The sequence below is a fragment of the Bacillus sp. CCB-MMP212 genome (genome assembly GCF_022748145.1).
In the GTDB taxonomy this organism is placed as follows: Bacteria; Bacillota; Bacilli; order Bacillales; family Bacillaceae_G; genus Bacillus_A; species Bacillus_A cereus.
Map to the genome: position 1 here is coordinate 163,081 of NZ_JALDQE010000010.1, position 14,425 is coordinate 177,505.

Sequence of the window (14,425 nt, forward strand, 5' to 3'; positions counted from 1 at the left end):
ATTTTAACTAAAATCGCTTATGAATGGTATTTTTGTAAACCAAAAAGCAGGTGGTATAGATTTTTTCTATATCAACTGCTTTCCTATTATACTAACTTAAGCCAAGCCACACACTCCACATGCGTCGTATGCGGGAACATATCAACAGGTTGTACTTCCTGTGTTTTATATCCGCCTTCTTCTAGTACTTTTAAATCACGTGCTAATGTTGCTGGGTTACACGATACGTATACGACGCGGTTTGGCTTCATGTCGATGATTGTATTTAGTAATGCTTCGTCACAGCCTTTACGCGGTGGGTCTACGACCATTGTGTCGGCGATTACGCCTTCTTTGTACCATTTTGGAATAACTACTTCAGCTTCTCCTACGCCAAATTCAGCGTTTTTCATGTTGTTTAGTGCTGCGTTACGATTTGCGTCTTCGATTGCTTCTGGGACGATTTCAACGCCGTACACTTTTTTCGCTTTTTGCGCTAGGAATAACGAGATTGATCCGATTCCGCAATAGGCATCGATTACTGTTTCGTTACCATTTAATTTTGCGTATTCTAACGTTTTATCGTATAGCACTTTCGTTTGTTCTGGATTTACTTGATAGAATGAACGTGCTGAAATCGCAAATTTAATGTCACCGATAAAGTCATAAATATATTCTGATCCGTACAGTACTGTCGTTTTGTCTCCGAAAATCACATTCGTACGCTTCGTATTTACGTTTTGAACAATCGATTTTACTTCTGGGAATTTCGCTGCAATTTCTTCAATGATTGCTTTTTTGTTCGGCAATTCTGCTGTACGCGTAATGAAGACAAGCATAATTTCCCCTGTTACTTGTCCGTAACGAGCCATTACGTGACGAAGTGTTCCTTTGTTACGCTCTTCGTTGTACGCAGTGATACCGTGCTTTTCACAAATACGTTTTACTTCTTGGATTAATGTATCGTTTTCTTCTGCCTGAATTAAGCATGATTCCATATTAATGATGTCATGCGTTCCTTGGCGATAAAAACCAGCTACAAGTCCGCCTTCACGTTCTCCGATTGGTACTTGTGCTTTATTACGGTATACCCACGGATTCTTCATGCCAAGTACAGGATGAACAGGAACATCACCTAGTCCTCCGATACGCTGCATAACGTCACGTACTTGTTTTTCTTTCGCTTGTAATTGTCCTTCATAAGTTAAGTGCTGAAGCTGACAACCGCCGCACTGATTATATACTGGGCATTCAGCATCTTTACGATATGGACTTTCTGTATGAAGCTTCATTAAACGACCAAATGCAAAGTTTTTCTTCACTTTAATAATTTTAATTTGCGCTTCTTCACCTGGTAATCCGTTTTTAACGAAAATAGGATAGCCCTTTACTTTCGCAACACCGGCACCATCATGTGTTAAATCTTCAAATACTACATCTATAAACTCGTTTTTCTCAACTGGTGGCGTCATTTTAGTACTCATTTTCCGACCTCTCTTTTTCATAACACTGCGTTACATTTTATCATACTTATATGGTCTTTTTCTATTGGAAGAAAAAAAGCTATTGACGATACTTCTCTGTTAATGTTACGCTACTACTAATTTAATACGGACGATGTTACCTCATATATACTTGATAATATGGATCGAGAGTTTCTACCCGGCAACCTTAAATTGCTGGACTATGGGGAAAACTAATGAATATTAGCCTATGCGCAAAAAAGGACTCATATTGATTAGCTTTCTCTCATAGATGAAAGTGAATCCATATGGGTCTTTTTTTATTTTTATTTTTCTAAAAGGTCAGACATCTTACGTATGACATAAAACCTCGTTCTTTTATTTTTAGTAATATAACGAGCGTTTTATGTACAAACTTTATACGAACTTCTGAAAGGGGCAACTACATGCAATATGTAATGAGCATTATCGGTATTCTTGCCGTGTTAGGTTTATGTTTTGCTTTGTCAAACAACAAAAGTAAAATCAACTTCCGTGCAATTGCAATTATGATTGGTTTCCAAATTTTAATCGGTTGGTTTATGTTTGCTACAAAGGTTGGTCAACAAATCATTATTTTCATTAGTAAAGTTTTCAACAAACTAATTAAACTTGGTACGACAGGTGTCGATTTTCTCTTTAATGGAATTCACAGAGATTTTGTCTTTTTCTTAAACGTATTATTAATTATCGTATTTTTCTCAGCACTACTTTCAATCTTTAGTTATTTAGGTGTTTTACCATTCATCGTTCGCGTTGTCGGCGGTGCTATTTCAAAAATTACTGGTTTACCACGCGTTGAATCATTCCACGCAGTAAACTCTGTATTCTTCGGTTCAAGTGAAGCGTTAATCGTTATTAAAAACGATTTACAGCATTTCAATAAAAATCGTATGTTTATCATTTGTTGTTCTGCGATGAGCTCCGTTTCTGCTTCTGTTACAGCATCATACGTAATGATGTTAGATGCAAAATACGTACTAGCAGCTCTTCCGCTAAATTTATTCTCAAGCTTAATCGTTTGTTCGTTATTAACACCAGTTGATACGAAAAAAGAAGATGAAGTGATTCAGAAATTTGATAGAACTCTATTCGGAGACAGCTTTATCGGCGCAATGATTAACGGTGCGCTTGATGGTTTAAAAGTCGCTGGTATCGTTGCCGCATTAATGATCGCCTTTATCGGTGTGATGGAAGTTGTAAACTACGTAATTAGTGCTGCTTCAGGTGCAATGGGACATGCTGTTACTTTACAACAAATCTTCGGTTACGTACTTTCTCCATTCGCATTCTTAATGGGTATTCCAACTCAAGATATTATCCCAGCTGGTGGTATTATGGGTACGAAGATTGTTTTAAATGAGTTTGTAGCAATCCTTGATTTAAAAGACACAGCTACAACATTAGCTCCACGTACAGTTGGAATCGTTACAGTATTCTTAATTAGCTTCGCAAGTATTAGCCAAATTGGTGCAATCGTTGGTACAATCCGTGCCCTTTCTGAAAAACAAGGAAGCGTTGTTTCTAAATTTGGTTGGAAAATGCTATTTGCATCAACACTTGCTTCTATTTTATCTGCGACAATCGCTGGATTGTTTATTTAATAAAAAATCACCTTACTTTAACGAGTAAGGTGATTTTTTTGATTCTTTATGAAATCGAACGGAATTCGACTACTTCCTCGTTACTAATAAGTTTTCCTTCGTGTATGCCTTTTACTGAAATAACCATAACAGATTTATCTTCTCCTTCAAGCTTTCCTAAAGAGAATAAATAGATTAAATTTTCCTTTTGTAACATCCATTGTTTGCCATTTACTCGACCTAATATTCTTTTTTCTGAAGATGGCTTTATTTCTCCAACATACTGACATTCTCCAAAAGAAGTTTTTATTATATTCTTCTCTGTATCAATTACCAGATGCTGGAATAGTTCTAGGTTTCTACTTGAAACAATTTCAATTTCATGGTTACTTTTTTGCTTAAATTGAAGTTTTCCATCACTTGTATTAGATAAACTACTATTCTCAACGGCGTTTCTAAAAAAGTTATATTCTTCTTCTGTAATACCAAAGTTAGGATGATACGGCTTCACCTGTTTATCTATATGCCCTGATATATAGTTTACGTACCACTCTTTATCATTCTTTACATGATCACTCATCTTTTTAGTAATAACCTCTACTTTTTTACGTGTATCACGATCCATCTCTAGTGTCATAATATCCGCCGTCACTTCCGCATTCATAAGATGCGATGGAATATACTCTTCCACACTATTCGCTTTACTCACTTCACTTTGGCAACCAACTATAAATAGTGATATGAAAAAGATATATATTATTTTTTTATATTTCATTTCTATTCTCCACTCCATACATTATTCTTACTTAGTTTTATAGCGGTTTTTATTATAGTATAAAATCTTTATATTTTAATAAAATCCATATCTGTATGCAAAATTGCATATCAATAAGTCTTCTTCTTACTTTAAAATTAGCTTAAATTACTTTCCAAATTATACAAATAACAAGTTTAAAATGTTATAATTTTCAAAAAAACATTGGAGGATATTATGAAAGCCCACGCAATTTTCGATTTCTTACATTTACTAGTCTTAACGCTGAAAAGCTATTATGTATGGGGAATGCCTATCTATGTCTTCATTATTCCTCTTATCTTTGTAGTCGGTTATATTATTATTAATTCTAATAAGAAACAAAAAAATACATCTATTCAAAGTCACTAATCTATTACCTTAATAGCCTCCTAAAAATCATATTCCCCTCATTTTCTTCAAATGATATGATGAACAAGGGTATATCCCCACCACTCTTATAGCGGTGGGGATTTTAATGTCAATATGCAACATACTACACAATAGAAGGTGATTTTTATGAGAAAATACGCAGCAATTGCTTTATGTACGTCTGCCATTCTAGCAGGCTGCAATACTAGCAATGTAAGCCAAGAACCTAAAAAAGAGAAAAAGGTTCAAGAAGTAGCTATACAAAAAGAGACTCTACAAGAACAAGGTAAAATTTCTTATACTCCCATCACACACGAATCTACAAACACAAGTATTCATATTACAGACATAAAAGATTCTTTAAATGAAGTACAATATAAAATTTGGCGCACAGCTGATGGCAAGGAAAGTGCTAAATCTTTTTCTTCTAAAGAAAAAGAGAAGCAATTCACACTTCCTTTTGATATAAAGGAATTTGAAGGAAAACGCGGTGAGTTCCAAATTGAAGCAACAGGAATGAAAGAAGATGGGAAAACAATCCCGCTTACGAAATCTACTATTACTTTCGAACAAAAGGTTCCTGTTCTTATGTATCACGCAATTGATGATTATCATGGTCAAGGTATTAAAGACTTATTCGTATCACCAGCTAACTTTGAAGCACAAATGAAACATTTAAAAGACAATGGTTATACGCTTTTAACATTTGAACGCTGGGGCGATATAAATAAAGTAAATAAGCCGATTTTCGTTACATTTGATGACGGTATGAAAAATAATATGAATGCATTTCGCGTTTTACAAAAGCTAAAAGATGATACTTTTAAACCGGCAGCAACAGAATATATGATTGTTGATAACGTTGATGTAGAAGGAGCATTGTCTACTTCTGAAATAAAAGAAATGGTTGATTCCGGCATTTTCTCGGTGCAATCTCATACTGCAACACATGCAGACTTACCGAAAATTACAAACTATGAGGAAGAGTTAAAAGGTTCAAAAGAAAAACTAGAAAAAATAACAGGTAAGCCTGTTATCGCGATTGCTTATCCATTCGGTCATGTAGATGATAAGGTTGTTACAGAAACGAAGAAGTATTATCAATTTGCGACGACGACAAAGCCTGGGCAATTCATTACGAAGGGTGAACCTGATGAATTGTTAAAGATGAAGCGCGTTCGTATACACCATACAACGACTGTAGAGCAGTTTGCTTCTTCAATTAAGTAAATATAAGGGCTCAATACATTTTGAGCTCTCTTTTTACTTTATATTTATATATATTTTTAGAATTTTCTTGTATTATATATAGTAAGAAATCTTTCAAATTAAAGGAGATTATACATATGTCATTTGAACAAACGTTAGAGAAATATGCTGCTCTTGCAGTTAATGTTGGTGTTAATATTCAACCTGGACAAACTTTATCAATTAGTGCACCTCTTGAAGCTGTACAATTTGTACGCCTCGTTACAGAAAAAGCATATAAATCTGGTGCAAAACACGTATATGTAGATTGGAATGATGAGACGTTAACACGCTTAAAGTTCGATCTAGCTCCTGAAGAAGCTTTCGCTGAATTTCCATCTTGGAAAGCACATGCTCGTGAAGAATTAGCAAAAGAAGGCGCTGCATTTATGTCTATCTATGCAGAAAACCCTGATTTATTAAAAGGTGTAGAAGCATCGCGTATTGCAACAGCTCATAAAGTAGCTGGAGAAGCAATGAAAGTATACCGTGATTACGTACAAGCAGATAAAGTAAGTTGGTGTGTCATTTCTGTTCCTACGAAAGAATGGGCTGCGAAAGTATTCCCTGACGTAGCGCCAGAAGAACAAGAAGCAAAGTTATGGGATGCTATTTTCAAAGCTACTCGTGCTGATTTAGAAAATCCTGTAGAAGCATGGAAAGAACATGATGAAACATTACATACAAAAGTGGATTACTTAAACGAAAAGCATTATAAAGCTCTTCACTATACAGGTCCTGGAACAGATTTAACAATCGAACTTCCAGAAAAACATGTATGGGCTGGTGCTGGTAGCTTAAATGAAAAGAACGTACCATTTATGGCTAATATTCCAACTGAAGAAGTATTTACAATGCCACTTAAAACAGGTGTAAACGGCCAAGTTTCTAGTACAAAACCGTTAGTATTTGCAGGTAATATTATCGATAATTTCACGTTAACATTTGAAAACGGGCGTATCGTAGACTATAAAGCTGAAGCTGGTGAAGAAGCTTTAAAACATTTAGTAGAAACAGATGAAGGTTCTCACTTCTTAGGAGAAGTAGCTTTAGTACCTCATGACTCACCAATTTCAAACACAAATGTTTTATTCTACAATACACTATTTGACGAAAATGCATCTTGCCACCTTGCAATCGGAAATGCTTATGCATTTAACTTAGTTGGCGGAAAAACAATGTCTAAAGAAGAACTTGCTGAAAACGGCGCAAACGCTAGTATCACACACAACGACTTCATGATTGGATCAGCTGAGCTTGATATTGACGGTATTACTGCTGATGGCAGACATGAGCCTATCTTCCGTAAAGGTAACTGGGCGTTTTAAATTTATTACCATAAAGAAACACATTGGATAATCCAATGTGTTTCTTTATTTATTTGGTTTCAATTCAAATTTTATCGTTCTATTTTCATGCGTAAACTCCGGTCTATACGTAGCGATATACGTATTTTCTTTCGCTACGTCAAATAGCATGATATCTTGAATTTTTTCATCTGGTGCTAACTTTTTACTAATAAAGCTATCAGGGTTATTATATTCTTTAAATCTTGTACCTTTCTTATCGGTAATCTCAAATTCATAAAATGCAAAAGGTATTTCCTTTTTACTATTATTTTCTACTTTGAAAATAATCCCCAAAATCTCCTCTTTCTTTTTATTCTCATCATAATCCGGATATCCTAATTTAACTGAATCGATAGTTACTTGCAAACCATCTACGTCTACTGTCTCCCCTATTTTATACACTTTATCTTGAACATCTTCTTGTTTACTTTCATTACTATCTTTAGTCTCAGTGCAAGCACTTAAACTAAAAGCTATGCCAAAAATTAAAACAATTTGACTTACCTTTTTTAACATACTCTTTCCTCCACATAAGACAATATTTCATATGTATCATAACAAAACGCTTTACTCTTTCTTGTCATATTTTGTCGTATTAATTGCTAACTGCACAAATAGAAAAAAGCTATCTTCTACAAAAGATAGCTTTCATGATGCCGATGAAACCTTAAGCCCAATGACACCCAAAACAATAAAGAGAATACAAAATGCTTGGAATAAGCTAATATGCTCTTTAAAAAAGTACACACTAATGATTGTAATAAGTAACGTTCCAACGCCAGACCAAATGGCATAAGCAATACTTAAATGAATCTTTTTAACGACGATAGCAAACACGCTGAAACAAATTCCATAAAATACGAAAATAAGTACACTTGGAACGAGCTTTGTTAAACCATTTGATAGTTTCATTGCGATTGTTCCAGCTACTTCAAAAATAATTGTAACAAGTAATAATAGCCAATATACCATACTAGAATCTCCTTCTCTGTTACCTTTTAGAGATTCTAGTATACTACTTATAGTCCTAATGAAATATATTTAATTTCTAAATATTCCTCGATACCGAAATGGCCTCCCTCACGGCCGATACCACTTTCTTTAAATCCACCGAATGGTGCTTGTGCAACTGATGGAAGACCATCGTTTAGACCAATAATACCGTACTCTAGCGCTTCACTAATTTGGAATGCTTGGCTAATGTCTTTCGTGAAAATATACGCAGCTAAACCATATGGTGTATTATTTGCACGTTCAATTACTTCATCAACTGTTTTAAATTTCGCAACTGGTGCCACTGGCCCAAATGTTTCTTCATTCATACAAAGCATCGTATCATTTGCCAACCCAATTACAGTCGGTTGAATGAAATGTCCCTCTAACTCTGCGACCTTTTGACCACCATATAAAACTGTTCCACCTTTTTGAATAGCATCTTCAATATGTTCTTGTACTTTTGAAACTGCATTCTCATCAATAAGTGGCCCGACAGTCGTTCCGTCACCGAAACCGTCTCCTACTTTCAACTGCCCTACTGACTTTTGGAACTTCTCTACAAATACTTCGTATACTTCTTCTTGAACGAATACTCGGTTTGTACATATACACGTTTGTCCTGCATTACGGAATTTCGAACCAATCACCGCTTCTACTACTTTATCTAAATCTGCATCATTCATTACGATAAACGGAGCGTGTCCCCCTAACTCAAGCGAAACTTTTTTCATCGTTTGCGCCGCACTAGCCATTAACTCTTTCCCGATTTCCGTTGACCCTGTAAAGGACACTTTTCGAACGCGACCATCTTCCATCCATGTATCAGCAATTGCTTTTGCACTACCTGTTACGATATTGATTACGCCCTTTGGAATATCTGCTTCATGGGCTAATTCAGCTAATTTTAATGCAGTTAATGGCGTTTGACTTGCCGGTTTCACAACGGCTGTACAGCCTGCTGCAAGCGCTGGGGCTACCTTTCTCGTAATCATAGCAGCTGGGAAGTTCCAAGGTGTAATAGCTGCCATAACGCCAACTGGTTGCTTCATAACTAAAATGCGCTTATTCGGATGAGAAGCAGGAATCATTTCACCGTATACGCGTTTCCCCTCTTCTGCATACCATTCAACAAAACTGTTTGCATAATTTACTTCACCAAGCGCTTCTGCAAACGGCTTTCCTTGTTCCTTCGTCATAATCGCTGCGATCTCTTCTTTATTTTCATCAATAAGCGTAAACCACTTTTTTAACTTCGTGGCACGATCTGCTGCCGTTAACTTAGACCACGTTTTAAAAGCTTCATGCGCAGCATCAACAGCTTGCTTTGCCTCTGTTACTCCGCCTTTTGGTACAGTTGCAAATATTTCCTTCGTCGCAGGATTATTTACTTCAATTTGTTCTTGTAGTGTAATCCACTCACCATTTATATACATCGCCTTTTTATCTATACTTACGAAAGTCGCCTTTTTATCCAATGTTTTCTTCCTCCTCTATGAACTTCTTAATTTTCCTAGTAGCAGCAGATTGACTAATTTGCAAAAACTCAGCCACTTTATAACTTGATCTATACGTTTTATACGCTTTAAGAATAATATTTCTCTCTACCTCTTCCAGCATTTTATAAAGGCTTTGCCCCGATTGTTCAACTGCAGCCTCTTGCATAGAGAGTGGCAAATCCTCTACCGTTACAACATCATCGACAGTAATAACAATTCTCTCAATTACATTCTCTATCTCTCTATTATTTCCTTCCCACGCATATCCGACAAACATTTGTAATGTACCCGGTGCTAGTTTCACATCACGTCCGTACTTTTTATTAAAGTGCTGCAAGTAATGATAAATAAGCGGTAAAATATCTTCTGTTCTTTCCCTAAGCGGGGGAATTGCAATTGGAATGACATTCAGACGATAGTATAAATCTTTCCGAAATGTTCCTTGTTTCACCATCTCGCTTAAATCTCTATTTGTTGCCGCCACAATTCGAACATCTACTTTTTTTAATTCTCTTCCGCCTATAGGACGAAATGTTTTTTCTTGCAATACTTGCAAAAGCTTCGCTTGAATTTCAATCGGCATTTCACCGATTTCATCTAAAAAAAGAGTTCCTTTATGCGCGGATTCTAATAGTCCCTTTTTCCCTTCACGATTTGCACCTGTAAAAGATCCACCTGAATATCCAAAGAGCTCCGATTCAATTAAATTAGTTGGCAATGCCGCACAATTAATTTCATAGAAACTTTCATTCTTACGGTGACTCACTTCATGTAAATGGCGTACTAATCGGCTTTTTCCTACTCCAGTCTCGCCTAAAACGAGAACAGTACTATCCACTACAGATACTTTTTTGATTGTATCGACTATTTTTTGCATAGCTAGACTTTTAAAAATAAGTCCTTCATGCTCATATGTTTCTCTTAATTCTTTTTTATATGTTTTTAGCTGATTATCCATTTCCTCTACCTTTTGACGTAATTGATAGAGTTCAGTAAGGTCGCGAGAATAACTAATCACTCTTCTTAAATTTCCCTCATCATCAAAAACAGGCCTTGTACGAACGTGTAAATACTCTCCTGATTTTGTAGTTTGAACGAGTTCAATTGGCCTCTTTTTTTCAATCACTTCTAATGTCGCTGATGGATAAAAGATTCCATCCTTTTGTAGTTCTTTTACATGCTTACCAACTAACTCTTCTGCAGCTAGTTGGTAGTGCCTTTCACATGTACTATTTACACGCACAACGATCCCTTGCTCATCTGTAACAAAAATTTCGTCAAACGCATATTCAAATACATCTTTTAAATCCATTAACACTCGTTCCTTTTCTGCAACCATCCTAGCCACCCCTAACTTCAAATCCATCGATCCACTTCACTATCTTTATTATAAAGTGAATTTTCTGCATTTAATATAGAGTCAGCTAGAATGTTTGCTATTTATACTTCAGTTTTTAAACGCGAGCGATGTTCGTTTGCTCATAACAAGCTTGCAATGATTCTTCAATTATTGTTAAACCTTCTTCAAGTTGCTCATCTGTAATAACTAAAGGCATTAACACACGGATAACATTTCCATACGTTCCTGCTGATAATAAAAGTAACCCACGCTTATTTGCTTCTGCACATAGATTAGCCGTTAACGTTTTGTCAGGTGCTTTCGTCTTACGATCTTGAACGACCTCAAATGCACACATTGCTCCTAACCCACGCACATCACCGATGCAATGATATTTATTTTTCATCTCTTCGAATCGGTTCATTACGACTTTTCCTAATTCTATCGCTCTATCATTTAATTTCTCATTTTCTATTACATCGAGAACAGCTAATGCAGCTGCACATCCTAATGGACTTCCTGCATACGTTCCACCAAGTTCACCTGGTGCAGATTCATTCATAATTTCTTTACGTCCAATGACACCACTTATCGGTACACCAGCCCCTAATGATTTAGACACTGTAATTAAATCTGGAACGACATCATAGTGATCAATTGCAAAATATTTTCCTGTACGACTAAAGCCTGTTTGTATTTCATCCGCTACAAATAAGATGCCGTTCTCTGAACAAATGCGGCGTACTTCTTGAACAAATTTCTTACTTGGGACGATAAATCCACCTTCCCCTTGAACAGGTTCCATTACAACAGCTGCAATTGTTTCTGGTGCTACTTCCGATATGAAGAAGTTCTTAAACTCTTCAATAATAAAATCATCATACTGCTCTTCCGTTAATCCCTCTGGGCGACGGTATTCGTATGGAAATGGCGCTTTATATACTTCTGGAGCAAAGGGACCAAACCCAAATTTATATGGCTTCACTTTACTTGTCATCGTCATTGTCATTAATGTACGACCGTGGAAACCTTTAGAAAATGCGATAATACCAGGTCTCTTCGTATATTTACGAGCGATTTTCACCGCGTTCTCAACTGCTTCTGCACCACTATTTAAAAATAGGACTTGCTTATCGAAACTTCCTGGTGCCAATGCCGCAAGCTTTTCTGCTAATTCAATATATGGCTCATACATCATGACATTAAATCCAGTATGAATGTATTGATCGACTTGTTTATGGAGCGCTTCTTTAACCGTTGGATGACAATGCCCTACGTTAATTGTCCCGATTGCTCCTGCAAAATCAATGTACTGATTGCCATCAACATCTGTTACAAGAGCACCATTTGCAGATTGTACAAACGTTGGGATGCCGTTACTTACTCCTTTTGGTACTATATTTTGACGGCGTTCTAATAAAGATGCCGCTTTCGGTCCTGGAATTTGTTCATTTACTTTAGCAAATTTTTTTGTGTTCATTGCGTACCCCATCCTTTTCTTTACATTGTTTTCTCTTCTTATTGCAAAATATATGCCAACTTTCTTTTCTAGCATTTATCCTATATTCTTTGTATCCAGGCATAAAAAATAAGTCTATAAAGACTCATTAAGAGTCTTTATAGACTTATTTTCCTTACACATTAGACTTTTCTTTCTCCCAGAAAAACTCACCCGATTGAGAAATAAACTCTCCAACAGAATCTAACACTAAATCAGCAAGTGGTTCTAATGTTGGACGGTCTCCCGTACCAGATAGCACCCCAATTGCATAGCAATCGCCATTTTTAGCTAAATGTAAATCAGTTGGCGTATCTCCAACAACCGCAACCTCACATGATTCTAAATTAAATTTCTCACAAAACACTTCTATAATCTTTTTATCTGGTTTTTGCGCAAGGAATGTATCCGAGGCTATAATATAATCAAAAAAGTTCTCCAACTTATATTGTTTTAAAAATAATTCTGTTGGTGCGAAATCATCCGCCGTGACAACCCCTAATATAAATCCTTTATCTTTTAATGCCTGTAACACTTTCGGTAAATCCGCTGTCATTTTCATATGCGAACGATGCTCATACATAAGGGAAAATAACTTCTCACTTACCCACTGATGCATCTCTTCTTCTCTAGCAGACTCAATATAATTACAAAGCCCCTTCGCTACATCAAGGCTTGTTCCAGCAGCTATTGCACTCCTCGGATTAACAAATGCTCCCTCTACACCAATCTCTTCTAATAAGGTCTGCCCTATTGTACTTGGTAAATGATATAAACTTATACATTCAGCTACAAGTTCTTCAGCTACTTTTATCCAAATTGAATGAAAATCCATTAATGTCCCATCTTTATCAAATAGTATTGCTTTTACCTTCTCCATAGCATCCTACCTCTCGTTTCTTATCTCCTCCAGTGTATCAATAAAATATGGATGTAAAATAAAAGAATTGTAAAAATACCATAAAAATCAAACTAACTCCCAATTTACAATTCATTTTAACAAAGTAAAAGAGGATGCCTTTACAGGGCATCCTCTTGATGTTCAGGAACAAATAGTTCTAAACAATGATATATATTTTCGAATTCCATCGGTGCATCTCCACCGTACTCACCATCTAAATTAATCATTAGTTTATCTGGTGAATGTACTTTAATTCGGTTCGCTTGTGTGTATAACACCTTTGGATTGTTAATATGTTCACCACGTTGTGCTTGTGTTGCTGCTTTAATCAAATCAGCGATAGAACCTTTTTTCAGTACTAATAGATCAAATAACCCATCGTTAATAGATGCATACGGTGCTACCTTTTCAAATCCACCTACTGAACGAGTATTCGTAATTAAAAACATTGTAATTTCTTCTTGTAGTAATTTTCCATCATACTCAATTTCAACATATGTTGGATGTAATGATGGTAACATCTCGATACCTTTTAGGTAATAAGCAAGTTGTCCTAATACTGTCTTTAACTTACTCGGTACCTCGTATGTTAATTCTGTAATACGACCGCCACCAGCGATGTTAATAAAATATGTATCGTTCGCTCTACCAAGGTCTAATGGCACTGTTTTTCCTTCGCAAATAATATCTGCTGCCTCTTCAATAGAACGAGGTACACCAATCGCACGTGCAAAGTCATTTGTCGTTCCAACTGGAATAATTCCAAATTTCGGACGGAATTCATGCCCAACTAAACCGTTTACTACTTCATTTAACGTACCGTCGCCACCAGCCGCAATAACAACATCAAACTTACGATCCGCAGCTTGCCTCGCCGCCACAGTAGCGTCTCCAGGACCCGTTGTCGCATGACAAGATGTCTCATAGCCAGCTTGTTCTAATTTTTGTAATACTTCTGGTAAGCTCTTCTTAAATAGCTCACGCCCAGAAGTAGGATTATAAATAATTCTTGCTCGCTTCATCATTTATTAGCACAGGAAATTTCTTTATGTATCGAAAAAGAACATACTGAACTTCTATTCAGTATTCCCATGCCTACCTCCTCTCATCTTGCTATCCTTCTTTTATCCCGCTCAAACAGGCAGTAAGAACCCGATTCGTGTAGTCCATCAAAAGTAAATATTCATTTCAATGGTTTTTTTATTTGACCCAAAAATTTATCCCGCTATTTGCGGGCAGTAAATGCCCGATTGGTGAGGGCTAATAATCAGTGTTGGATGAACCTCCTACTGATTAAAGTTTCACTTTATTTCTATCCATTCTTCCATAAAAATTTACATATAACGAATAATAACTATCTATTATTTCA

Annotated in this window: 13 protein-coding genes and 1 riboswitch; of the genes, 4 read left to right on the top strand and 9 right to left on the bottom strand. The window is 36.1% G+C overall.

What is annotated here, in order from left to right:
• Positions 1-86 precede the first annotated feature (86 nt).
• Positions 87-1,463 carry a 23S rRNA (uracil(1939)-C(5))-methyltransferase RlmD gene (gene rlmD, locus MRP26_RS23930; RefSeq protein WP_197241152.1) on the bottom strand — a complete coding sequence of 459 codons (1,377 nt, stop codon included), beginning with the start codon at positions 1,461-1,463 and terminating at the stop codon, positions 87-89.
• Between the two features lie 121 nt (positions 1,464-1,584).
• Positions 1,585-1,686: riboswitch (purine riboswitch) on the top strand.
• Positions 1,687-1,888: 202 nt separating this feature from the next.
• Between rlmD and MRP26_RS23935 the strand changes: the two genes are divergently transcribed.
• Positions 1,889-3,085 (top strand): NupC/NupG family nucleoside CNT transporter, encoded by a 1,197-nt coding sequence (locus tag MRP26_RS23935; RefSeq protein ID WP_001200494.1) that lies wholly within the window; start codon positions 1,889-1,891, stop codon positions 3,083-3,085.
• A 46-nt stretch (positions 3,086-3,131) separates the two neighbouring features.
• Here MRP26_RS23935 and MRP26_RS23940 read toward each other — a convergent pair whose 3' ends face one another.
• The gene (locus MRP26_RS23940) at positions 3,132-3,839 is read right to left on the bottom strand and encodes a hypothetical protein (protein WP_000875605.1); all 708 of its coding nucleotides are present in this window, start codon (positions 3,837-3,839) and stop codon (positions 3,132-3,134) included.
• Positions 3,840-4,055: 216 nt separating this feature from the next.
• Between MRP26_RS23940 and MRP26_RS23945 the strand changes: the two genes are divergently transcribed.
• The 3 genes from MRP26_RS23945 to MRP26_RS23955 all read left to right on the top strand — a co-directional run bounded on the left by MRP26_RS23945 (position 4,056) and on the right by MRP26_RS23955 (position 6,805).
• Positions 4,056-4,229: a hypothetical protein gene (locus MRP26_RS23945; RefSeq protein ID WP_000643592.1), complete on the top strand. Its 174-nt coding sequence runs from the start codon at positions 4,056-4,058 to the stop codon at positions 4,227-4,229.
• Between the two features lie 147 nt (positions 4,230-4,376).
• On the top strand, positions 4,377-5,459 hold the full coding sequence (locus MRP26_RS23950) for a polysaccharide deacetylase family protein (protein ID WP_242807010.1): 1,083 nt from the start codon (positions 4,377-4,379) through the stop codon (positions 5,457-5,459).
• Positions 5,460-5,575: 116 nt separating this feature from the next.
• Positions 5,576-6,805 carry an aminopeptidase gene (locus MRP26_RS23955; protein ID WP_000007349.1) on the top strand — a complete coding sequence of 410 codons (1,230 nt, stop codon included), beginning with the start codon at positions 5,576-5,578 and terminating at the stop codon, positions 6,803-6,805.
• A gap of 45 nt (positions 6,806-6,850) precedes the next feature.
• Here the strand turns inward: MRP26_RS23955 and MRP26_RS23960 are convergent, their stop codons facing one another.
• From MRP26_RS23960 to MRP26_RS23990, 7 genes are all read right to left on the bottom strand, one after another.
• Complete coding sequence (locus tag MRP26_RS23960; RefSeq protein WP_000915109.1) at positions 6,851-7,342, bottom strand: DUF4352 domain-containing protein; 492 nt, start codon at positions 7,340-7,342, stop codon at positions 6,851-6,853.
• A gap of 132 nt (positions 7,343-7,474) precedes the next feature.
• A complete protein-coding gene (locus tag MRP26_RS23965) occupies positions 7,475-7,798 on the bottom strand; it encodes a DMT family transporter (protein ID WP_000263262.1) in 324 nt (107 codons plus the stop codon).
• Between the two features lie 47 nt (positions 7,799-7,845).
• The gene (gabD, locus tag MRP26_RS23970) at positions 7,846-9,297 is read right to left on the bottom strand and encodes an NADP-dependent succinate-semialdehyde dehydrogenase (protein ID WP_197241154.1); all 1,452 of its coding nucleotides are present in this window, start codon (positions 9,295-9,297) and stop codon (positions 7,846-7,848) included.
• The gene (locus tag MRP26_RS23975; protein WP_242807012.1) at positions 9,290-10,657 is read right to left on the bottom strand and encodes a sigma-54 interaction domain-containing protein; all 1,368 of its coding nucleotides are present in this window, start codon (positions 10,655-10,657) and stop codon (positions 9,290-9,292) included. Before MRP26_RS23975 ends, gabD begins: the two co-directional genes overlap by 8 nt.
• Before the next feature lie 115 nt (positions 10,658-10,772).
• Entirely contained in the window at positions 10,773-12,137 is a 1,365-nt protein-coding gene (gabT, locus tag MRP26_RS23980) for a 4-aminobutyrate--2-oxoglutarate transaminase (RefSeq protein ID WP_001093019.1), read from the bottom strand.
• A 154-nt stretch (positions 12,138-12,291) separates the two neighbouring features.
• Positions 12,292-13,035, bottom strand: a complete 744-nt coding sequence (locus MRP26_RS23985; protein ID WP_047792104.1) for an HAD family hydrolase — start codon at positions 13,033-13,035, stop codon at positions 12,292-12,294.
• Positions 13,036-13,175: 140 nt separating this feature from the next.
• Positions 13,176-14,081: a diacylglycerol kinase gene (locus tag MRP26_RS23990; protein WP_000977679.1), complete on the bottom strand. Its 906-nt coding sequence runs from the start codon at positions 14,079-14,081 to the stop codon at positions 13,176-13,178.
• Positions 14,082-14,425 lie beyond the last annotated feature (344 nt).